The following is a 22,273-nucleotide window of genomic DNA, read 5'->3' as shown; positions in this document are numbered from 1 at the left end:
TTGACTGTGCTTCCTATGTTGCAGTGCAGGCGTTGGCAGGCCAGAGAACGCAGATGAAATCGCATAAGCATAACGGGAAAACGTCTGGTTCAGGATCAACTCTACAGCATGAATGAAAACCAAAAAACCATCGATCTCGCCGAGAAGTTGTGGACGCGCTTGCGCGGGCAGAAGCCCGACACCGGGCGGCACCCACAAATCTGCGGCGATATCCCTATGTCTATAGGTCGGGATGGAACCTGGTTCTATCAAGGTGGTCCGATTGGCCGAATTGAGCTGGTGAAGCTTTTTTCTTCCGTATTGCAGCGTGATGAGGAAGGCGGGCACTGGTTGGTGACCCCGGCCGAGATGGCCCGGATCGAGGTCGAGGACGTCGCCTTCATCGCGGTTGAAATGCAAAACGAAGGCGAAGGCAAAGATCAGAATATCTGTTTTCGGACCAATATCGACCAGTGGGTGGAACTTGATGATGATCATCCCCTGCGCGTCGAACACGACCCTGAAACCGAAGAACCATCGCCCTATGTCGAGCTTGAGCGCGGCCTTGAGGCGCGCCTGAACAGGGCGGTGTTTTATCAGTTGGTCGAATTGGCCGAAGAAATTAGTGACCCTGACCACAACATGATACGTATCGGTGTTTACAGTCATGGGAAGTTTTTTGAGATCGGTCGGATGGAGGCCACGGAATGACACCCGATGACATCGTTGCCGCCTTGCGCGCGCCAACTGGCGATGTTTTGCAGCGCCGTGGCGACCATGCGGTGGACTTTCCGGGTTCGAAATCGCGCGCACGTGCTTTTGCTGACGGGGAACTGATTTCGCGTCCGGCGGCTGTTCTGGTGCCTCTGGTCAAGCGCGAAGCGGGTTTGCATGTGATCCTGACAAGGCGTACCGATCATCTCAGTGACCATGCAGGTCAAATCAGCTTCCCCGGTGGGCGGCAGGAAGAATTCGACGCCACCCTTGAAGAAACCGCGCTCCGCGAGACAGAGGAAGAAATTGGTCTTGCCCGCCGTCACATCGATCTGGTGGGGCGGATTGATGATTATTACACCGTGACCGGCTATCAGGTGACCCCGGTTGTCGGTCTGATTACACCGCCATTTGATCTTAAGCCCGATGACCACGAAGTGGCCGAAGTTTTTGAAGTGCCGCTCAGTTTCATTCTTGATCCGCGAAATCAGAAACTGCAAACCGTGACGTTTGAGGGCACCCGCAGGCGGTATTTTGCGATTCCGTATCGCGAATATTACATCTGGGGCGCGACCGCCGGGATGCTGGTCAACTTCTCTGAAGTCATCCGGGCCAATGCGCCATCGCTTAACCGTTAATCCGAATATTAGGACAGAGCTTTATGTTGCGACAAATCATCCAGATCGGTCTTCCTCTGATCCTGCCCTTTGTGATTTACGGGCTGTGGCTGAAATGGGCCCGTGCCAAGGCCATCCGTGAAGGTCATGATATCATCCCGCCATGGAACAAGGGGCCGTGGCTGATGCTGTTTGGTTTGGGCGTGTTGCTGACCGCTGCAATCCTGATTTTCACTGCACTTGGGACTGGTGCGCCGCCCGATTCCATTTATCATGCGCCGGTATTGCGTGACGGCGTGGTCGAGCCGGGCTATTTCGAACCCAAGGAATAGAACAGCCCAGCCACCGTCGTGGCACTTGATATGACAGGTGGCAACAAGGCAACGATGACAGCACTCGAAGTAACCGGCAGATTGCGGCCATACGGGATCATGGTCGCCGATGATACCGCCCGCGTGTTTGATGCCATTGCGCAGCAAGGTGGCTGTGCGCGCTTTGTTGGCGGCGTCGTGCGCGATGCGTTGCTTAAACGTGATCTGGTCGATGTCGATATCGCCTGTGATCTCGCGCCTGAGGAAACGCAGGCCGCGCTGGAAGAGGCGGGTATCCGGGTCATCCCCACTGGCCTTAAGCACGGAACTGTCACGGCAATTACCGATGCCGGGGCGTATGAAATTACGACGTTGCGTGTCGATGTCCTGACCGATGGCCGCCACGCGGAGGTCGCCTTTACCGACAGCTGGCTTGAAGATGCCAAGCGCCGTGATTTTACCTTCAACGCCATTTACTGCGACCTTGATGGCACGATCTATGACCCGTTTGATGGCGAAACCGATTTGCGCGACGGGCGCGTGCGGTTCATCGGGGTGGCCGAAAACCGGATTGCCGAGGATTTCCTGCGTATTTTGCGGTTCTTCCGCTTTCAGGCGTGGTTTGGGCGCCCACCGATTGATCCCGTCGGGGCAGAAGCCTGCCGCAAGGCGGCAAACGGTCTTCATGATATTTCGGTCGAACGTATTCGCGACGAGATGTTCAAGCTTCTGCGCTCGCGCAGTCCTGCCGGCACGATCAATGACATGATCGGGTTTGGCATTTTGCCGGCCATTCTGCCCAAGCTGATCCACACAGATTGCCTGCGCATCATGCAGTGGCTTGATAGCACCGCCCTTGCCGATCCGGCGATCCAGCCCGATCCGTTGCGCCGCCTTGCGGCACTGTTTGCGCCGGGGGGCGATAGACGCAACAGCGACGATGACGAAGACAATCTGGCGGCGGCCGAACGCTTTGCGCGCGATTTGCGACTGTCGAACGAAGAAACCGACCGTTTTGCTGAAATGGTTGCGCATGCGCCGCTGATTGATCCGAAACTGCGGCCTGAAATCGTCCGCCGCGATCTGTACCGGATGGGGGCCGCCGCATTTCGTGATGCGGTGCTCTTGGCGTGGAGTGCGCGCGCCGCGGTGCCACCACGTTGCACACGCGCAGAAAATGACGAATGGAAAGCCCTGATTGAGGCCGCAGCAAACTGGCAACCGGTGAAATTGCCAATACAGGGCCGCGATATTCTAAAAGCTGGCCTTGCAACTGCGGGGCCGCGTGTCGGGGCGCTTTTAAGACAGGCCGAGGAATACTGGATCGATCGCGATTTCCAGCCCGGTCGGGATGAATTGATGGACTATATTGCCCGCCAGATCACGGCAGGCGATGAGGAGAACGAATGACGACAGGCGCAATTGGACATCGGATTTGCTGTTTTGGCGACAGTCTGGTCAATGGTGTTCGCGACGGTGAAAAGGGCGGCTGGCCGATGCGTTTGGCCCGGCGTCTTCTGGACGAGGCCGGGCGTGACGTCACGATCTATAACCTTGGTATTCGCGCGGAAACGTCCGAGGGGCTCAAGGCCCGCTGGCAGGTTGAAGCCAACCTTCGGATGGTTGAAGAATTCCCGACGGTCCTGATCTTCAGTTTTGGGGTGAATGACGCCAACCACGCCGAAGACCGGGGCGAGGAAACCACCATGCGAGTTTCCCCGGCAAAGTCGGCCGCCAATGCCGCCGAAATTATCGGGGCGGCTTCCAAACTGGCACCGACCCTTTGGGTCGGGCCGCAGGCCGTGATTAACGGCAGCAAATCCAGCCAGGAAATCAACCAGCGTCTGGAAGGGCTGAACCAGATTTATCTCGAAACCGCGCGCGGGTTTGATGTGCCCTATCTTGATCTGCTTGCCACGACGCTTGAAGAAGATACATGGCAACGCGCATTGCGGCGCGGGGATGGCTATCACCCGGACAAGTTCGGCTATGACCGGTTGGCAGATCTGATCTGGGAATGGGGTGCTGTGCAAAAGACCATTGGTCTTTCGGCGTCAGAGGACTAAGGGTCGGACAAACGATCAGGTCAGAATATCGAAATACTGACCACGTCCGCCGGCACCGGCGGTCAGATTATTCAACGGATCGCCAGATGCGCTGTATGTCGGTGATGAGATCTTTTCGACATAGCTGTCTGAAATTGTTTTCTGTTCGCCGTCTTTCAGGAACTGCTTTTGTTCATTGCGGTCGCGCTGATAGGACTGAACAGCGCGCTCAATCTCCTGATCCGATGTCAGGACAGAGGCGCGTGTCCCATCAATAATCCGGTTTTGCTCGGCAAAACGTTGCTCATCGCCACGTTGCTGGGCGATGGGGCTGGTCTGGCGGACGGGATTGGACAGCGAAAGATCAGAAAAAGGCGCGATATTTACCATTGACGGAACTGCTCGTTTGAACCGATTGGTGTTTTTAATTCGGCCGGAATATTACTCAGAGTGACTCGGATTTGAAGCCCTAATTTGCGCTTCAGAGCGACAAAAATGACAAGTCTTTGAAAAAGCGATCAAAGAAGTTTTGGTTCGCTGGCGTTGTTGCTGTCCGGATCATAAATACCTGCTGCGAATCGGCGTGGACTGGTCTTTGCTAGCGCCTTGAGTTTTGCCGCTTCGACCGAAATATGATCAAGGGTGATGTCGGTGCGTTCTGCCGGAATCCGGATCAGCGCGGCGCTGACACTCATCAGATCAAACCGTGCGGGTTTCCCATCGCGTCCCTTGCCCGTGAGGTATCCACTTTCACGCGTTTCCGGGTCATAGAAGCTTTTGATCTGGGCATCAAACATGGCCTGAACCCGTTGGACAGCCGCGACCGCATCCTCAAAATCAATCGATTGCACATAGGCAAAGAAATCATCACCGCCGATATGGCCAACAAACCAGTCATTCTGGCTCAGGACCTTGCCCAGGATATCCTTGAAAAGCAGGATCGCGCGGTCACCCTGGCGGAACCCGTACTGGTCATTGAACGGTTTGAAATTGTCGAAATCGAAATAGACGGCAAAACGTCGTCGGCGCGGCTCGGCCAGGGCGCGCGCGGCATAACGGTAAATCGCACTATTGCCCGGCAGACGGGTCAGCGGGTTTTCATCGCGTGCATTTAGCGTATTGCGTTCATTGACCGCGCGCAAAAGCGCACTTTGATCCAGAACCCCCAGATACTGGTCATTTTCCGTCAATATCACCCCGTCCAGCGCCTCGGTCGCGACAAAGGTTTCAAGAAGCTCCGACAGGCTGGTGTGGATATCAGCAACCGGACAACGGCGCAAAAAGCGTTTGATATTCGCGCGGTTGGCAGGGTTTTGCAGCAATTCACGGCCGAAAGGCGTGTAGATAAACGCCTTGAATTCTGAATCCCGGACAATGCCCAATGGCTTGCCATCATGGTCGACGACCGGCACCAGCGAGATATCCGGATTTTGCTGGAAGTAGCTCAGGATATCGACCGGATTGATATCAATCGGCAGGGCCGGTGTTTCCAGCAGGTAGGACCTGACAACATCATCATCGCGATCTGACTGGCGGCGCGAATCTGCGGCAATGTCGGCGGCTGACGACACAATATCGGTCTGTTCGGGAATATCGAGTGACGGTCGCGCGATAAAGAAACCCTGCACCAGATCACAGCCCAAACGCCGACAGCACAGGAACTCCTCACGGGTTTCGACACCTTCGGCAACCACCTGTGCTGCGATCATGTGGGCGAACGCCGTAATTTGCGTAACAAACAGTTCCTTGCGGCGGTCACGGTCGATGCCATCAATAAAGAACCGGTCGATCTTGATGATGTCAGGTTCGCATTCGTAAAGCGCACGCAATTGGGCAAAGCCGCTGCCGTAATCATCAATGGCAATCTTGAAGCCCTGACTGCGGTAGCGCACCAGAATGTCTTTGAGGTACCCGGCATTGCTGATGTCGTGGCGTTCGGAAATCTCAAGGAAGATGGTATCGCGTTCAAGTCCGGCATCGCTCAGCAGGGCGGCAGTTTGACCGGGTTGGTAATCCTCGGTCTTAACGACGCGATTGTCGAAATTGTAAAAAAGCTTGAGCCGCTTGGCGCCGGGAAAGCGCGCGAATTTCTCAATCGCCTTGGCGCGCAGCATCATATCGACACTGTGCAGGTTGCCAGTATCCCATGCGGTATCAAACAGCGCCTGAATAGATGTAAATCCGGCTTCTTCCCAGCGCCGCAAAAGCGCCTCATAGCCGAAAACATGACCGGTGTGCGGACTAACAATGGGCTGGAAGGCGAAGTCGACTTTTTCGACGACCTGCTGCCAGTTACGGAGCATGACCGGTTGGGTCATGGGTCGGTCGGATATCCACTGTTCATCTGCATCAAAGGTCAAATGCAGTACCCCGATCTTCAAAATGGTCGGCTTTCCCGGAAGTTGTGAGAATTAGAAGTTCCGAGGTTTGCTGTTATCCCAGATATGACAACAAGTTCATGACAGTGGGGTTACGAATATGTGACATCCGCAGAAAACATCCGCTTTTTCATCAAGAAACGGCTAGATCTCTATACAAAGGGGTTAGACAAATCGGCGAACCCGATACTGCCTCGACTAACCAATTGCCCGTGTGGCCAGCGGATGATGTTCCTGAACCAGTCCGCGCAGCCGTGACTCGAGAACATGGGTATAAATCTGGGTGGTCGAGATATCTGAATGGCCCAGCATCTTTTGCAGGCTGCGCAAATCAGCCCCATTGGCCAGAAGGTGACTGGCAAAGGAATGGCGCAAGACGTGCGGCGATACCTTTGATGGCGGGACACCGGCCTCAATCGCCAGATCCTTGATCATTTTCAGAAACATCTGACGGGTCAAATGCCCGGTTTTCCCCCGTGACGGGAAAAGGTATGAGGATTGCCCAGGGCGGTCGGCATGGCCGTTTGATTTGTCTGATGGAATGAAGGCATCACGCACTTCAAGATAATCACGCAGCGCATCACGGGCCGGATCGGAAAGCGGCACCAGCCGTTCCTTGCTGCCCTTGCCCCGCACAATCAGCATCTGCGGATCACGCGCGGCTGCTGCAAAGGGGAGCTCGACCAGTTCGGAAACGCGCATGCCGGTGGCATACATCAGCTCCACCATCGCAAGTAAGCGCTTGCCCTTGATACCCGGATGATTGGTGGCGGCGATGATCAGGCGATCAATTTCCTCAATCGACAGGAATTTGGGCAGGGTCTGCCCCTGTTGCGGGCTGTCGATATTCGACGACGGGTCATCATTGCGATACCCGTCGGAATAGAGGAACTTGTGAAACTGCCGCAAGGCCGACAGGCGCCGTGCCTGTGTCCGCGGGGCGAGCCCGGCAGACCCCAGTTCGGCCATATAGCGCCTGACATCCGCATCGCTTGCCGATACCGGATCGGCTTTGCCCGCAGTCAGCGATGACGCATAATCTTCAAGATCACGCCGATAGGCATCAAGCGTATGCACACTGGCCCCGCGTTCTGCGGCCATCATTTCCAGAAAGGCCGATATCAACGAGCTTGTCAGTGCCTTGGCCATGACCGGTCCTGCCAGTGATTAAAGAGCCTACTGATTAAACGACATCAGCAGTTCTGTCGCCAGACGCCGTGCGTCATTTTCCTGCCCGATGATCAGAAGCGATGTCACAGTATCGCTCAGGACCTTGGGGTCGGCATTATCAACGGCTGCGACCTGTTGGGCCTGAATGGCCAAGGCCGCGGTTTTCGCCTTTTGCCGCGCAGCCGCAGCTGCGTTGAGTTGATGCGAAACCGCACTGTTGGTTGTCATGCGTTCTTCGGCATAGGGGGCAATCAGAATGCTGTCCCACAACGTATTGGGGACTTCGATGCCGAAACCTTCAAACAGGTTGAAGATCAGTTCGGTATAACGTCGTGCAGCGGCCTGATCACCGCGCGCAGCCTGCATTTCCTGCCATTCGACCATGCGGGCACGATGACGGGCAAGGGCTGCTGCGCGATCAGATGCACTTTGCACATCCTCGGCCGAGGCCGAGTTGGGCATGACAGTTGCCGACGCCATGCCGCCACTTGATGTCGGTGCGCCCGGCACGACGGCGCCGCCAAGACCAAAGTTTTGCGTCGGGCCGGATTGCGGATCAGACCCAAAACTCTGCGAAGAGCTTCCATCCGATGCCATCGCGGTTGGTCGAACGGCACCTGTTTCTTCAAGGCCGGAAATCGCCAGAACCGGATAAAGCAGGCTCAGGCGAGATGAAATGTCATTCGATGCATTGGCCGATGATTTGGCAACCTGAAGCCAGTTTTCAGCCCGCTCGAAATTGTTTGCGGCAATTGATGCCCGAAGGGCGGGAACAGCAAACCACGAAAAGTCGCCATTCACCGGAATGTCGGTCATCAGGGGCGCTGCCAGCCTTGCGGCCTGCATGAAATCGCCTTCAAAATCCGCGGCTTCAAACAGGGCGGCCAGAATTTCAGCCCGTGCGGCGGCAACATCACTTTGTGCTGCGGCCTGATAAAGCTTGGCATATTGGCGCGCCTGAATGCCTTCGCTGGCATCATCAAGAACGCTTTCCAATGCCGCCGGTTCGAAATTCACCGACTGATACACATCAGCCAGCTTTTCCGGGCTGATCAAGCCAAGATTTTCAGCCTTGCGGGCGGCTTCTAGGCGAACATCGGTCGCAGTCGCATCGGCAGTGGTAATGCCAATGATGGCGGCTGGATTGTCGGTTTCAAGCTGGCTCGTCGGGATCGATTGTTTGGCAATTGCCAGAAGTGCCAGATCGATCGGACGCAAATCATTTAGCAAGTCGGCATCGGCAGTACTGCCACTGCGGATTGCGGAAACCAGACCAAAGAAGGTGGCATCACCTTCGCCACCCATTTCACGTACAAGGTCGACGGTGAAGGCCGCCGAAGTCGGGTCATTGGCATAAAACGCGCACATCGCCGCCGCCTTAAGCCAGAAAAGTTCCTCGTAACTTGCGCTGTAACCTTCAATCGCGTCACATGCCGCATCGATGTTTGAACCAATCAGAAGGGCATTAACCTCTGCCTGCGCCAGCATGGAGCCGCGCGATCCTTGCGGCGCGGCGCGGACAAGTTCGATGGCATCATCAAGCGCGCCCATCTCGATCAGTTTGGCAACACGTGCTTCAAGCAGGCTGATATCGGCCGACCCCTGTGGCAGGGCGGCTGCGGACAGGAGCATGCGTTTTTGCAAGTCACGCGCAGCATGGGTCGCCGGGGTCGCAGGCAATTCTGAAATCAGTTTTGCCGCAGACCGGCGGGTGGTGCCGTTCCACATGTCAGTGCCAAGGCCACCGCGCGATTGATCAATGGTCCCGACGGCCTCGGCGTCGACTGCACCAAGCGACAGCGATTGCACCGCGTTCGGATCCGACGGGAATGCATCAGTCTCGCTGGTGCCAGATGACGTATTGCCAAAGCCACCTGATCGCGGGGCCGATGTGGTCCCCGGATTTGTCGGGCTTGGGGCAACCTGGCGTTCCGCGTCCTGTTCTGCTTCCTGTTTTAAAAACAACGGCACGGGGGCCGAGTTTTGCGCGCTTGCAGGGGCGGAACCAAGTCCCGTTCCCGTCATCATGGCCAGTACACAGGTCTGCATTAACAGGCGGGAACGCAATGTCATCTTAGTTAAACCTCGAATTCGGGATGGTTTCTTCGATTTGGGCGGTCGGGGCAGGAATGTCCCAGGTCACCAGGAAAGTGGCACCGCCAGCAATCACGGCGATAACCAGCAACAGGATGATGCGCGATAAAATTCTCATTTTAATCCAGACTTCGAAGCGTTTAAGCGATGGACGCGAATATCAGTATGCGGACGAAAATCAAAGATGCAAGAACCGCAACCGCCAATCATTCTGGCCATCCGTCCAAGTATCTCGAACCTGTCATCGCATTGGGGTGGTCGCACTCCAATTCGGCAACTTAAAGGCAGTATAAGTGCCTGTTACTCACAGAGAGTTAATGCCATCGCGCAGAACAACATTGGGCAAAACGATGCATAGGCATGCCTAAAGTGACTGAAAGGGGCAATTTGGCGCAGTATTTTTGTCGTGTTTTCTGTCCGGTTTGCTTGCGTTCGGGGGCAAGCTGGCCTAAAGATTTGGGTAATTTGTATCTCAATGATTGAACCACAGGACTGCAAACCGAACATGGACAGCAACATTGCCGAGTCGGGTTTGCACGAAGACGTGATCGCCAAAATTCGGGACGGCCTGAAAGGCCGGACATTGGTGTTCATTGGACTGATGGGTGCAGGAAAAAGCTGCATCGGCCGGATGGTCGCCAAGGAACTCAAACTGGATTTTGTCGATGCCGACCGCGAAATTGAAGAAGCCGCTGGCTGCTCGATCGCCGATATCTTCAAGCTGTATGGCGAAGAGGCGTTTCGCGACGGCGAGGAACGTGTAATTGCCCGTTTGCTTGATGGCGAACAGATCGTGTTGGCCACAGGCGGTGGTGCGTTCATTCGCGAACGTACCCGACAATTAATTCTCGAAAAATCCGTATCGGTCTGGCTTCGTGCCGACCTTGATCTGCTGATGCACCGCACCAGCGGGCGGACCCATCGTCCGCTGCTTAATAACGGTGATCCCAGACAAATACTCGCGGATCTGATCGAGACGCGTTACCCGGTCTATGCCGGGGCAGACATTATTTTCGACTGTGATGAATCCTCAAAGGAAGCCACCCGCGATGCGGTTCTTGAACTGCTTGCGAATTCCTTTGATGACAGCGGTCATTTGATCAAGACAGGAACCTGACAGAGTGAGCAATCACGACACCCTTCGCGTCGAACTTGACGCGCGCAGCTATGACATCCTTGTTGGCAGCAACCTTTTGGCCGATACCGCCAAATATATTGCCCCGTTCGTCAAGAAGGCCGGTGTGGTCGTGATCAGCGATGCGGCACTGTCGGACAATCATTTGCCTACCGTGCTGGCATCGCTTGACGGGGCGGGTATTCCCCACCGCGAAGTCGTCGTGCCGTCTGGTGAAAAGTCCAAAAGCTTTGCCATGTTCGAAAACGTCGTCGAACAGATTTTGGCGATGGGGATCGAACGCTCCACCCTGATTATTGCCCTGGGTGGCGGGGTTGTTGGCGATCTTGCCGGGTTTGTTGCGGCATCTTTGTTGCGTGGCCTTGATTTCGTTCAGATCCCGACCACTTTGCTGTCGCAAGTCGATAGCTCCGTTGGCGGCAAGACCGGGATCAATTCCAAGTCGGGCAAGAACCTGATCGGTGCGTTTCACCAACCGCGTCTGGTCCTGGCCGATACATCCGTTCTTGATACCTTGCCGGCACGTGAATTGCGGTCGGGTTATGCCGAGGTTGCCAAATACGGCCTGATCGATGATCCGGAATTCTTTGCCTGGCTTGAAGAAAACGGGCAGGCGGTTCTTGATAAAGACGGATCTGAACGCCGTCAGGCCGTGATCAAAAGCTGTGCCGCCAAGGCCCGCATCGTGTCCGAAGATGAACGCGAAGGCGGCAAACGCGCGCTTTTGAACCTTGGTCACACCTTTGGCCACGCGCTGGAAGCCGAAACCGGATATGGCGAAAAGCTTTTGCATGGCGAAGCCGTTGCCATGGGTATGGTCATTGCCCATGACGTTTGTGGTGCCATGGGTATGGCGCCTGCCGGCGAGAAAGACCGGATTGTTGCCCATTTGAAATCGGTTGGTCTTCCGGTGATGGCGTCTGAGGTCACGGGCATGCATTGGGATATCGACAAGGTGATCAGTCACATGTCGCGCGACAAAAAAGTCCGCGACGGCGAGATCACCTTTGTCATGACCCGCGGGATCGGCAAGGCGTTTACATCCAAGGCAATGGATGTTGAAAAAATGCGTGCCGCGATCACCCGATCCTGCCGCGGTTGATCAAGATTATTCTGATGCACAATGCGTGTGGGTCGACGGACGTGCATGGTGGCGGTCACTTCGCGGTGGTGACTTTGCTGCCAATGTGTTGTTGTTAACTTGTTTAACGGCATTTGACCTTATAGATGAACACAGAACAAACTTGCTCTGTTGCAATCACCGCTTGGAGACGGCCCTGAATGACGATCACGATTGTCGTGATTTTTTTGCTGCTGATGCTTTCGGCATTCTTTTCTGGCTCGGAAACCGCGCTGACGGCGGCGTCGCGTCCGGTCATGCATCACAAGGAACAGGATGGTGACATTCGGGCCGCGATCGTCAACAGGTTGCGCCGGTATCAGGAACGGTTGCTGGGCGCGATCCTGCTTGGCAACAACATGGTCAATATTCTGGCCTCTGCCCTTGCAACATCGGTGATGATCGAACTGTTTGGTGAAAACGGTGTCGTGTATGCAACGGCCGTGATGACCGCACTTGTTCTGATTTTCTCGGAAATTCTGCCAAAGACCTACGCGCTTCAGCATGCCGATACCATGGCGTTGCGGGTCGCGCGCCCGATGAGCATCCTTGTCGTGCTGTTCGCGCCGATCACCCAGACCATTCAGGTCCTGGTGCAGGCCACCCTGCGCCTGTTTGGCAGTGGCGAGGGCCCTGGGCTTGATAGCGAACGCGAATTGCGTGGTGCCATCGAACTGCATGCCGATGACGTGGTCGTCGGTAACCATCATGCCGAACGCACGATGTTGCACGGGGTGCTTGATCTTGAAGATGTCGGCGTTTGGGAAATTATGGTGCACCGTCGCAAGGTGCAGATGATCGATATATCCCGCCCGATGGAAGAGATCCTCGATACGGTTCTGGCTAGTCCGCACACCCGTATTCCGATCTACGAAAAGGACCCGGACAATATTGTCGGCGTTCTGCATGCGCGTGAAGTTCTCAAGGCGATTGTACGAGGGGCCAAGCCCGCCAGCGCCGAGGATGTCCGCGAACTGAGTTCCGAACCCTGGTTTATCCCAGATTCAACAACCCTTGCCGATCAGCTCAAGGCATTCAAGGAACGCCACGAACATTTTGCCATCGTCGTTGACGAATATGGTGCGTTCGAAGGTGTTGTGTCGCTGGAAGACATTCTGGAAGAAATTGTTGGCGATATTGCCGATGAAACCGACGTCGAAGTGGTTGGTGTACAGCCGCAGGCCGACGGGTCGGTCATTGTGCGTGGCGATGTTACCATTCGCGACCTGAACCGTCGTTTCGGCTGGCGTCTGCCAGATGAAGAGGCCGCAACCGTGGCCGGTCTTTTGCTGTATGAAACCCGCCGTATTCCCGATGTCGGGCAACAATTCCGCTTCCATGGTTTTGAGTTTGAAGTGCTGCGGCGTATTCGCAACCAGATCACCCGGGTGCGTCTGCGCGCGGTGACCGACCCGGCTGGGGAAGAACAGGAATAATCCTTCTTCCCCGCTTTGTTGGTGTGTTGCCGGCAAACCACTATAGCGTAAAAAATTTCAGCTTTATCTACTTATGGGTTAAACTCTTGTTTCAGGGTCTTGACCCAAAGGATTGCAGGGCCACTTGCAAATAAGGGCCCGTCACACTGTGTCATCCAGTGACGTCATTTCTATATGACGTAAGTCAGTGTGAAACCAGATGATCTGATCGGGTTTGGGCATGTGGCAACAGCAACCTGCAGAGAGAGATGCATGGATACGAAAATTGTACCGGGTGTGGTCCAGGAACAATCCATCGCGACACTCAACCCCGCCGATTCCGTGATGGATGCCGTCACCATGATGGCCGAGCGTAAGATTGGCGCTGTCATCATCGTTGATAACAACGCCAGACTGGCTGGAATTTTTACCGAGCGTGACCTTGTCAACCGTGTGGTGGCAAAGGGGCTGGATGCGGCATCTGTGCCGCTATCCAAAGTCATGACCGCTGATCCCGATACGCTTGGCCCGAACGATTCCGCCATGAGTGCGCTTGACCTGATGAGTGCACGGCGATACCGCCACCTGCCGGTTGTCGATGGCGACAAGGTTGTTGGCATGGTGTCGATCCGTGACTTGTTTAACGTGGTCAAACGTCAACTCGAAGAAGATGTTCGGGAACGCGAAAAGTTCATCTTCGGCTCAGACTACGGCGTGGCCTGAAGCCACCGGTTTTCTGGATAAGGCATATGGCATCGGTCTGACGGGGAATTCCCCGTCAGGCCTGTGCGCCGTGATAAATTCCGATGAATTTCCCGAAATTCCAGTGACCGTCTTTCGCCGCCAGGTTTGGGCGGCGGGAATGACGGAAAATGCGTTTGCGACTTGACAGCGTGCAGGTGAACGTCTTTACGTTTACGTAAAGGAGAAATTCCGATGCCACTGTCCCGCCCCGCAGAACGCGAACACATCCATACCCGCACGGTGACCTGTCAGGGGTTCCGGCGCAAAGACGGCCTTTGGGATATCGAAGGCCACATCACCGATGTCAAAACCTATGGTTTTTCCAACCATGATCGTGGTGAAATCCCCGCTGGCGAGCCGGTCCACGGGATGTGGATACGCGTTACCATTGGCGATGATCTTGTGATCCGCGAGGTCGAGGCCGTAACCGATTATGCCCCGTTTTCGGCCTGCGATGCGATTGCCCCGAATTACGAAAAGCTGGTCGGTTTGAAGCTTGGCCCGGGCCTTCGCAAACAGATCCGCGACCGTGTGGGGGGCGTTCATGGCTGTACGCATCTGAATGAATTGATGGGCCCGGTTGCCACCACCGCGTTTCAGACAGTCTTCCCCATCCTTGCAAAGGAATCCCTGCAGGCGCGCGATGAAAACGATGACAAACCGCCACGACGCAATCCCTTGATCAATACCTGCCATGGCTGGCGCAGTGACGGGCCCGCCGTCAAACGGATATCTCCGGAACTCTACACCGGTGACGATTAACCGGGGCGTCTTGCAAGTGCATCTGCGCGGTCCAATATCCAAATGGTCCGTAACGTGTAATTGTCAGGTGGCGTGTGTTCATGTTGCGCCGGTGTGGAAACGCCAATAACGAGAAAGATTGCAAAGGCTTCTTGCGCCCGTTTGAAATGGCGGTGTTCTGTTGTTGTGTGACTGCCATACTGCTTCTGACGTCATCCTTGGCGAACGCGCATGATCTTGCATCGCCACAGGCAGAAGCCGGACAAGCCAATGTTGATCAACAGGATGGCTTCCTGATCTTGCAGACTAACCTGCACCCCCCCTATCAGGAACTTCAAAACGGCATACTCAGCGGATATTCGGTCTCAATCCTGAACTGTGTGTTTGATCGGCTTGATATTGGTTATGGGCTGGCGATTGCCCCCCGCCAACGCAACCGCGAAATGGTGCGCACCGGCAAGGCCGACGGCTTCTTTTTGGCTCGCATCAGCGACGCGATGGACGAATATGCCGTGGCGTCAAATCCGTTGGCGCTTGAAAAATGGGTTTGGGTATCACCCGCGATCAAATCGGATGATCCCCGTGCCAGTCGGCGGCCAAAGCCGGGTGATTTTTCTACAGTGGGGGCGATACTGGGATCGAACGAGGCCGAATGGCTGCTCGAACAGGGTTACACGGATGTCATGCGGGTACCTTCGATCGCGTCACTGGTCGGGCAAGTCGCTGCAGGTCGGGTCGAATATGCCCTCGTGGATAAGCACAGTTTTGAAATCGCCCGCAAGGAACTGAAACTGAATGCCGATAAGTTCCGGGTACAATTCGAACGCTATGTGCCACTGGTTGTGTATTTTTCCAAACATTACGTTGCGACTTTCCCGCGGCTGCTTGATGAGCTCAATGCCGTTTTGGAATTTTGTGAAACCCGCCCGATGCGTCTGGAAACCTGGGAACGCGAAGCAATCGAAAATGTTCAACTGCCCGATATTCGCCAGTTTGCAAGTTCCCTGGAACTTTGGGGCCATGTTTTTAACCAGTTGGATGGGACAGAAATACAGGGCTCTGATCAGAAACGTCTGACCGATGAAGAATGGATAACGCTATCGCGCGAAGGTGCCGCCAGTGCAATCGCGACGGAAATCCTTGGCAATGATTTATCAAAATATCTTCGTACGTTTCAGGCCAGTATTGGCGAACAAGTGGCAGAAGCATTCGTGTTTGATACCCATGGTCAGATCATCGGCATGAGCCACCTGACGTCTGATTTTGATCAGAGTGACGAAGCCCAGTTTCAGATGATCGATAGCCTTAATCGTGAAAAGGCATTGATTACCGATATTTGGTATGATGCCTCGACCCGTGCGTTCCTGTCGCACATTACGGTGCCGATCATTGACCCGGATAGTGGTCAGACACTTGCCGCCCTTACGGTGGGCCTAAACGTTTCCGCGGCATTGCGTCCGGAAAGCTGAAATCAGGCATCGGTAAATCGCCCGGATTACTTGCCGGGCGGCTCGGAAATTTCAATCGCGATATTGCTGTACCAGTCTGCCGCGGCCTGCATTTGCGCATCCGTCAGGTCCTTGGCAATCGGTGTCATCACGTCATGAACCCGCTTGCCGGTGCGAAACGCCTTGAGTTGCGTTTCGATATAAATGTTGGTCTCGCCCGCCAGATTGGGGGCGTCTTCCAGTGTCGAAATGCCATTCGCACTGTGACAGCCCACGCAAAGCTCGGGTGCATCATCCTCGGATGTGTTGGTGGGCAGGGTGCCTGATACCTCGAAATGGCTGAACCAAAGCGCAACCGTGCTTATCTGATCATCAGACAGGCCGCTTGCCACCACGGTCATCATTTCATGTTCACGTTCGCCCGTCTTGAAGGCGTTTAGCTGGGTGATCAGATAATCGACCGGCTCGCCCCCGATATGCGGCGCGATCGGAATGCGTGCCAGCCCATCAAGCCCGTGACAGGTGCGACACATTCCGGCAACTTTGCGCCCGTCCTGAAGGGCGTCGGCATCTGGCGTGGACGCATCTTGGGCCGCCACATCGGACATGCCCCCGGCGGACATAAGCCCGCCGAGGAGTGCGATCATAAATCTGCGCATCAATTGCCCTCATACCAGATGCGATACAGCGCACCGGCCAGATCATCGGAAACAAGGATCGAGCCATCACGCAATTGGGCAACGTCAACCGGACGTCCAAGATATTCCTCGTTCTCGTCAATCCAGCCTTCGGCAAATGGTTCGATGGTGGCGTTACCTTCATCGTCAATGAAGGTTACCATCACCCGCGCGCCCACGGGGGTTGTGCGGTTCCAAGACCCATGCTGGGCCGAAAAGATCGCGTTCTTGTATTTGGCGGGGAACATGTTGCCGGTATAGAAGCTCATGCCAAGGTCTGCGGCATGGGCCACGGTTTCAACCGCAGGCATGACCACATCATACGGCACTTCCTGACCGGCATATTCATTGGTGCGGACATCACCGCCGCCATACCACGGATGGCCAAAATGTTGGCCTGCGGCGGTTTGATGGTTGATCTCGCCGGGCGGGATATCATCGCCCATGCCATCGACCTGGTTATCGGTCCACCACAGTTCGCCGGTTTCCGGATGGAAGTCATGACCAACGGAGTTGCGGACCCCGTATGTGTAGACTTCGCGGCCGGTGCCATCGGTATTGATGCGGATGATACCGCCAATTCCCCACTCGCGATAAAGATCGAGCTTGTCTTCCGGCGCCACGTTGAACGGCTGACCAAGCGAGATATAAAGTTTCCCATCCGGGCCGATTTTGCAAACGCGCGCGGTGTGGTTATAGCTTTCCTCGGCCGGTGGGATCAGATCACCCTGTTTGACGACATTGAACGCGGCAACGTCCGGGCTTTCATAGAAAAACTCGGCTGCGGGGAACACCAGAACACGGTTCTGTTCGGCGATATAAAGGAACCCGTCCGACGAGAAGCACGGACCGTTCGGGATGCTAAGCCGAAGCGACGGGGCGAAGTCCTTGACCTCGTCGGCGACACGGTCCTTGTTGCGGTCTGTTACCGACCACACCTTGTCCTTGCGCGTGCCGACAAAGGTCACAACCCCCTGTGGCCCGACGGCAATATGGCGGGCATCGGGAACAATGGCATAAAGACCGATCTTGAAACCATCAGGAAGCTTGATGCGCTCAAGGGTCTTTTTGATCCCTTCGGCGTAATCACCACCCTGTTCGATGACGGTGAATTCTGTCGTTCCGGTTGATTGGAAGTTGGAGAGTTTTTCAAGATTGTCCGGCGCTGGTGCTTGCGCATAGGCGGTTCCGGACATGGCAAGCGCAATGCTCGCCATTAGAAGGCGTTTCGTCATTACGTAGTCCTCCCGATTGTCGCGGATGCCATTGACCGGCATCCGTGCCGCGCGAATTTCACCATTCGCACGGCTTGTGTATAAGCATTGCGCCTAATCGGGATGAACGTCTAGGTTGATTTCACTATGTGGAATTATTCTTAATTGTTCTTGTTGGCCAGGGCGTTTTCGTATTCCGCTGGTGTCATGGTTTTGAGTGCCAGCGCGTGCACGCGATCTTTCAGCAAAGTATCAAGCGCACCATATACAAGACGTTGGCGATTGACGCGGTTCTCGCCTTCGAATTTTTCGGAAACCACAAGAACGGAAAAATGGGACTCGCCACGCGGGTCTGCACCGGCATGACCGGCATGTTTGGACGAATCATCATTGATCTGTAGTTCGACCGGGCTGAATTGTTCGGTCAGGATGTCACGGATCTGGTTGGCGACCTGCATGTTAAGGGCCTCTGTTTTCTGGTGATGTTTGCATATTGCTGCAAAAACGTTTCTTTACGTCACGTTCTGTCATGCGGTGACCGTTTTTCAAGCCTTTTATCGCATTTAAAGCGCCCGTATGATATTGCGCGCATCGAATTTTCAGAACATATAGACGCAAATGAACCGAGGACACCGCAACAAGCGCAAGACGCTCTACCATGAAGAACCCGTTCTGCCGGAATGTGACTGGCCGGAATGTGACGGGCATGGGGAATTCCGTGCGCCCAAGGATCGCAAGTTGCGCGACTATTACAAGTTCTGCCTGGAACATGTCCGCGAATACAACAAATCCTGGAACTATTATGCCGGCATGAAGGCCGAGGATATCGAAAACGACATGCGTCGCGATACCCACTGGCAACGCCCGACATGGCAGTTCGGTCATATCCGCGGATCAAAAAAACCGTTCAACTTCAAATTCAAGGACGGGTTCGGCTTCTTTAACGAAGACGGCGACCAGACCCATCATGGTCCCGGCGCCGAAGCCAGGGACAATGCCGAACGCAAACGCAAAAGCGAAGAAGCCCAGCGTCGTGCTGGCGCCATGGGCATGCCTGCCGAACAGCAAGAGGCCATGGCGACCCTTGATCTTGGCTGGCCGTTCACCCGCGATGAACTCAAGACGAAATACAAGGCACTTTCCAAAAAGTACCACCCTGATGCCAATGGCGGCGACAAGGCGGCCGAGGAACGGTTCAAGCGGATCAGTGCGGCCTATACGTCACTCACGCGCTATATCCGCGATCTTGAAGCGCGTGTGACACTTTAGCTTTCTGGCTAATTTTCTGCGAAATTTGATCAAAACCGGTCTATCTGGTTGCAGTTTGCGTATCTGGAAGGTCTTATCGACCAAACCTTTTGCGATAATAGATATTTTTTGCGCATCTTCCCTTTGTGTGATGCGTCATAACCGCTATTAATGAGCAAGTTTAACGAAACGACCGCGTCACCAGCGCCGGTCCGAAAAACGCGCGAGTACTTATGAGCCAAGGTTACGAAGCGAGCGGTGCAGCGGCAGAACATCCGCTTGATACACCCGACATCACCATTTCCGTCCGTGAAACGTTCGGGATCGATATCGATATGGAAGTCCCGGCGTTCAGTCAGGGCAGCGAACATGTGCCGGCGATTGATCCGACCTATCGTTTTGATCGCGACACCACGATGGCGATCCTGGCGGGCTTTGCCCATAACCGCCGCGTGATGATCCAGGGTTATCACGGCACCGGTAAATCGACCCATATCGAACAGGTGGCAGCGCGCCTGAACTGGCCGTGCGTGCGTGTAAACCTTGATAGCCACATCAGCCGTATCGATCTGATCGGTAAGGACGCGATTGTTCTGCGCGATGGCAAACAGATCACCGAATTCCGCGAAGGCATTTTGCCTTGGGCGCTCAAACGCCCTGTTGCGATGGTGTTTGATGAATATGATGCCGGTCGCCCGGATGTGATGTTCGTGATCCAGCGTGTGCTTGAAGTCGATGGCAAGCTGACCCTTCTTGATCAGAACAAGGTCATCCACCCGCATTCGCATTTCCGCCTGTTTGCGACCTCGAACACGGTCGGTCTTGGCGATACCACGGGCCTGTATCACGGCACCCAGCAGATTAACCAGGCCCAGATGGACCGCTGGTCGATCATTGCGACGCTGAATTATCTGTCGGTCGAAGACGAAACCAATATTGTCACCGCCAAGGTTCCGGCATTTGATACTGCCGAAGGCCGCCAGAAGATCGAAGCAATGGTTGCCCTTGCCAACCTGACGCGTCAGGGTTTTGTGGCCGGTGATATCTCAACCGTCATGAGCCCGCGTACCGTGATCACGCTTGCCGAAAACGCCAAGATTTTTGGCGACGTTTCCTATGCCTTCCGCGTAACGTTCCTTAACCGTTGCGATGAAGTCGAACGTCCGATTTTGGCGGAATATTACCAGCGTTGCTTTGGTGAAGAACTGCCCGAGGAAGCCATTAATGTGATGGTCCGCTAAGGCGTGGCTCTCAAGCAGATTGGCGAACTGGTTCCACAAGCGAGTAGTGCGATGAAGAATGATGAGGCTCTTTCCGGCTTCTTGCGCGGCACGGCAGCGACGTTTCGTGCGCTTGCCGGGCGCAATGATCTGGAAGTCGGCTTTGTCAAAGGCGGGCGTCCGGGCGGCTATGGTGAACATGTGCGTTTGCCTATGCCCAAACAGTCCATGCCCAAGGATGAAGTCGCCGATCTGCGCGGTGTTGCCGATGGCTGGGCGCTTAAGATGCGTCACCATGATGCGACCCTGCACGCCAAGCGCATGCCCGAAACGGCCGAGGCTCAGGCTGTTTACGATGCGCTTGAAACTGCGCGTGTCGAAGCAGTGGGGTCGCGGTATTTCCCCGGTGTGCGCAAAAACCTTCGCGAACATGCCGAACAGGACTGTCATGCCAAGAACTATCACCGTGTGACATCACGCGATGATGCCCCGTTTGCCGATGCGATCGGGATGCTGGCGCGTGAAGTCTTTACCGGTGAAAAGGCCCCTGAATCCGCCGGTCCGCTGATTGATCTGTGGCGTTCACATATCGAAGAAAATGCCGGTTCAGACCTGAGCAATCTTCGCGATCTGCTCGATGATCAGGATGCCTTTGCGCGCGGCATGCGCAAATTGCTTGATCACCTGTCGCTTGAAGACGACCTCGACGATGCCCCGCCTGAACAGGAAGGCGAGGATGACGAGCAAAAAGACGGCGAAAACGATCCCGATCAGGAAGACATGGAAAGTCAGGGCGGCCAGCAGGGCCAGAATGACGATTCCGAACCTGATGGCAGCGATGATCAAACCGATGCCGGTTCAGAAGAAGCCGAAGCCGGTGAAGGCGATATTGACGACCAGCAGCTTGAAGCCATGTCGCAGGAAGAAAAGCCTGCCGGACCGGGTGAGCAGCCGGAATTTGATGGCCGCAACGAGCCGGTTGAACGTGGCTATGAGCCGTTTACCCGCGAATTTGACGAGGTCGTCACCGCAGATGATCTGTGTGAAAACCTTGAACTGTCGCGCCTGCGCGCCATGCTTGATAAGCAGCTTGCCAACCTTCAGAACGTGGTCTCCAAGCTTGCCAACCGTCTGCAACGCCGCCTGATGGCGCAGCAGAACCGTGGTTGGGACTTCGACCTTGAAGAAGGCATTCTTGATGCCGCCAAGCTGGCCCGCATCGTCTCGACCCCGTCGACGTCGCTGTCTTTCAAGCAGGAACAGGATACCGATTTCCGCGATACGGTTGTCACCCTTCTGATCGATAATTCCGGCTCCATGCGCGGTCGCCCCATCACGATTGCCGCCCTGTCGGCTGATATTCTGGCCCGCACACTGGAACGTTGTGGCGTTAAGGTCGAAATCCTTGGTTTCACCACCCGTCAGTGGAAAGGTGGCCAGTCCCGCGAAAGCTGGGTCGAGGCCGGAAAACCGCCGAAACCCGGTCGTCTGAACGATCTGCGGCACATCATCTACAAGGCTGCTGACACACCGTGGCGTCGGGCGCGCAAGAACCTTGGTCTGATGCTGCGCGAAGGGCTGCTTAAGGAAAACATCGACGGCGAAGCGCTGCTTTGGGCGCATGAACGTCTTCTGGGTCGTACCGAACAACGCCGGATCATGATGGTGATTTCCGATGGTGCGCCGGTTGATGACTCGACCCTCTCGGTCAATTCCGGAAACTATCTGGAACGTCATCTGCGCGAAGTCATCGAATGGATCGAAACCAGATCACCGGTCGAACTTCTGGCGATCGGGATTGGTCACGACGTCACGCGTTATTATCGCCGGGCGGTCACGATCAACGATCCGGAAGAGCTTGGTGGCACCATGCTGCGTGAATTGTCCGATCTGTTTGACGAACAGGGCGCACGTCAACCAAAACGCCCGATGCGCCATGTGCCCGCCGATAACGCGCCGGCCCGCGATCATGCCACAGGCGATCGCGACCGCTGGTAAGGGCA

22 protein-coding genes are annotated in these 22,273 nt (G+C 55.3%); 14 read left to right on the top strand and 8 right to left on the bottom strand.

Annotated features, from left to right (window positions below):
• Window positions 1-108: 108 nt before the first annotated feature.
• Genes FHI25_RS14600 through FHI25_RS14580 form a run of 5 tightly spaced genes read left to right on the top strand, consistent with a single transcriptional unit; the run spans window position 109 to window position 3,687 of the window.
• Window positions 109-690, top strand: a complete 582-nt coding sequence (locus tag FHI25_RS14600; protein ID WP_210518943.1) for a DUF1285 domain-containing protein — start codon at window positions 109-111, stop codon at window positions 688-690.
• On the top strand, window positions 687-1,331 hold the full coding sequence (locus tag FHI25_RS14595) for a CoA pyrophosphatase (RefSeq protein WP_210518941.1): 645 nt from the start codon (window positions 687-689) through the stop codon (window positions 1,329-1,331). The genes FHI25_RS14600 and FHI25_RS14595 overlap by 4 nt, the downstream gene beginning before the upstream one ends.
• Window positions 1,332-1,354: 23 nt before the next feature.
• Complete coding sequence (locus FHI25_RS14590; RefSeq protein WP_008889887.1) at window positions 1,355-1,642, top strand: hypothetical protein; 288 nt, start codon at window positions 1,355-1,357, stop codon at window positions 1,640-1,642.
• A 30-nt stretch (window positions 1,643-1,672) separates the two neighbouring features.
• Window positions 1,673-3,031 carry a CCA tRNA nucleotidyltransferase gene (locus FHI25_RS14585; protein ID WP_246879116.1) on the top strand — a complete coding sequence of 453 codons (1,359 nt, stop codon included), beginning with the start codon at window positions 1,673-1,675 and terminating at the stop codon, window positions 3,029-3,031.
• The gene (locus FHI25_RS14580; protein ID WP_210518938.1) at window positions 3,028-3,687 is read left to right on the top strand and encodes a GDSL-type esterase/lipase family protein; all 660 of its coding nucleotides are present in this window, start codon (window positions 3,028-3,030) and stop codon (window positions 3,685-3,687) included. The genes FHI25_RS14585 and FHI25_RS14580 overlap by 4 nt, the downstream gene beginning before the upstream one ends.
• A 15-nt stretch (window positions 3,688-3,702) precedes the next feature.
• On the opposite strand, the gene FHI25_RS14575 is transcribed toward FHI25_RS14580, so the two are convergent.
• From FHI25_RS14575 to FHI25_RS14555, 5 genes are all read right to left on the bottom strand, one after another.
• Complete coding sequence (locus FHI25_RS14575; RefSeq protein ID WP_064788805.1) at window positions 3,703-4,056, bottom strand: hypothetical protein; 354 nt, start codon at window positions 4,054-4,056, stop codon at window positions 3,703-3,705.
• A 128-nt stretch (window positions 4,057-4,184) separates the two neighbouring features.
• Complete coding sequence (locus FHI25_RS14570; RefSeq protein ID WP_246879115.1) at window positions 4,185-5,984, bottom strand: EAL domain-containing protein; 1,800 nt, start codon at window positions 5,982-5,984, stop codon at window positions 4,185-4,187.
• Window positions 5,985-6,242: 258 nt separating this feature from the next.
• Window positions 6,243-7,193 carry a site-specific tyrosine recombinase XerD gene (gene xerD, locus FHI25_RS14565; protein ID WP_120225682.1) on the bottom strand — a complete coding sequence of 317 codons (951 nt, stop codon included), beginning with the start codon at window positions 7,191-7,193 and terminating at the stop codon, window positions 6,243-6,245.
• A gap of 27 nt (window positions 7,194-7,220) precedes the next feature.
• Window positions 7,221-9,287: an antifreeze glycopeptide gene (locus FHI25_RS14560; RefSeq protein WP_210518935.1), complete on the bottom strand. Its 2,067-nt coding sequence runs from the start codon at window positions 9,285-9,287 to the stop codon at window positions 7,221-7,223.
• 1 nt (window position 9,288) lies between these two features.
• Window positions 9,289-9,426, bottom strand: coding sequence for a hypothetical protein (locus FHI25_RS14555; protein WP_165374927.1), 138 nt, complete (start codon window positions 9,424-9,426; stop codon window positions 9,289-9,291).
• Window positions 9,427-9,813: 387 nt separating this feature from the next.
• Here FHI25_RS14555 and FHI25_RS14550 point away from each other — a divergent pair, with 387 nt between their 5' ends.
• From FHI25_RS14550 to FHI25_RS14525, 6 genes are all read left to right on the top strand, one after another.
• Entirely contained in the window at window positions 9,814-10,425 is a 612-nt protein-coding gene (locus tag FHI25_RS14550; protein WP_246879114.1) for a shikimate kinase, read from the top strand.
• Between the two features lie 55 nt (window positions 10,426-10,480).
• Window positions 10,481-11,545, top strand: a complete 1,065-nt coding sequence (aroB, locus tag FHI25_RS14545) for a 3-dehydroquinate synthase (protein WP_349238024.1) — start codon at window positions 10,481-10,483, stop codon at window positions 11,543-11,545.
• 179 nt (window positions 11,546-11,724) lie between these two features.
• A complete protein-coding gene (locus FHI25_RS14540; RefSeq protein WP_008889896.1) occupies window positions 11,725-12,999 on the top strand; it encodes an HlyC/CorC family transporter in 1,275 nt (424 codons plus the stop codon).
• A 252-nt stretch (window positions 13,000-13,251) separates the two neighbouring features.
• On the top strand, window positions 13,252-13,701 hold the full coding sequence (locus tag FHI25_RS14535) for a CBS domain-containing protein (protein ID WP_008889897.1): 450 nt from the start codon (window positions 13,252-13,254) through the stop codon (window positions 13,699-13,701).
• Between the two features lie 213 nt (window positions 13,702-13,914).
• Window positions 13,915-14,484 carry a DUF2889 domain-containing protein gene (locus tag FHI25_RS14530; protein WP_210518929.1) on the top strand — a complete coding sequence of 190 codons (570 nt, stop codon included), beginning with the start codon at window positions 13,915-13,917 and terminating at the stop codon, window positions 14,482-14,484.
• Between the two features lie 80 nt (window positions 14,485-14,564).
• The gene (locus FHI25_RS14525; RefSeq protein WP_210518926.1) at window positions 14,565-15,932 is read left to right on the top strand and encodes a transporter substrate-binding domain-containing protein; all 1,368 of its coding nucleotides are present in this window, start codon (window positions 14,565-14,567) and stop codon (window positions 15,930-15,932) included.
• A 26-nt stretch (window positions 15,933-15,958) separates the two neighbouring features.
• On the opposite strand, the gene FHI25_RS14520 is transcribed toward FHI25_RS14525, so the two are convergent.
• The 3 genes from FHI25_RS14520 to FHI25_RS14510 all read right to left on the bottom strand — a co-directional run bounded on the left by FHI25_RS14520 (window position 15,959) and on the right by FHI25_RS14510 (window position 18,260).
• Window positions 15,959-16,570 (bottom strand): c-type cytochrome, encoded by a 612-nt coding sequence (locus FHI25_RS14520; RefSeq protein WP_210518924.1) that lies wholly within the window; start codon window positions 16,568-16,570, stop codon window positions 15,959-15,961.
• On the bottom strand, window positions 16,570-17,823 hold the full coding sequence (locus FHI25_RS14515) for a PQQ-dependent sugar dehydrogenase (RefSeq protein WP_210518922.1): 1,254 nt from the start codon (window positions 17,821-17,823) through the stop codon (window positions 16,570-16,572). Before FHI25_RS14515 ends, FHI25_RS14520 begins: the two co-directional genes overlap by 1 nt.
• Window positions 17,824-17,963: 140 nt before the next feature.
• The gene (locus tag FHI25_RS14510; protein ID WP_210518920.1) at window positions 17,964-18,260 is read right to left on the bottom strand and encodes a BolA family protein; all 297 of its coding nucleotides are present in this window, start codon (window positions 18,258-18,260) and stop codon (window positions 17,964-17,966) included.
• Between the two features lie 160 nt (window positions 18,261-18,420).
• Between FHI25_RS14510 and FHI25_RS14505 the strand changes: the two genes are divergently transcribed.
• The 3 genes from FHI25_RS14505 to cobT all read left to right on the top strand — a co-directional run bounded on the left by FHI25_RS14505 (window position 18,421) and on the right by cobT (window position 22,268).
• Window positions 18,421-19,071, top strand: a complete 651-nt coding sequence (locus tag FHI25_RS14505; protein WP_210518918.1) for a DnaJ domain-containing protein — start codon at window positions 18,421-18,423, stop codon at window positions 19,069-19,071.
• A gap of 212 nt (window positions 19,072-19,283) precedes the next feature.
• On the top strand, window positions 19,284-20,291 hold the full coding sequence (cobS, locus tag FHI25_RS14500; RefSeq protein ID WP_008889904.1) for a cobaltochelatase subunit CobS: 1,008 nt from the start codon (window positions 19,284-19,286) through the stop codon (window positions 20,289-20,291).
• A 3-nt stretch (window positions 20,292-20,294) separates the two neighbouring features.
• On the top strand, window positions 20,295-22,268 hold the full coding sequence (cobT, locus tag FHI25_RS14495; protein WP_349238021.1) for a cobaltochelatase subunit CobT: 1,974 nt from the start codon (window positions 20,295-20,297) through the stop codon (window positions 22,266-22,268).
• The last annotated feature ends 5 nt before the right edge of the window (window positions 22,269-22,273 follow it).

The organism is Thalassospira sp. ER-Se-21-Dark (assembly GCF_017922435.1).
Classification (GTDB): domain Bacteria; phylum Pseudomonadota; class Alphaproteobacteria; order Rhodospirillales; family Thalassospiraceae; genus Thalassospira.
Note: the sequence above shows the minus strand (reverse complement) of the source record. Positions and strands in the feature narration are given on the sequence as shown.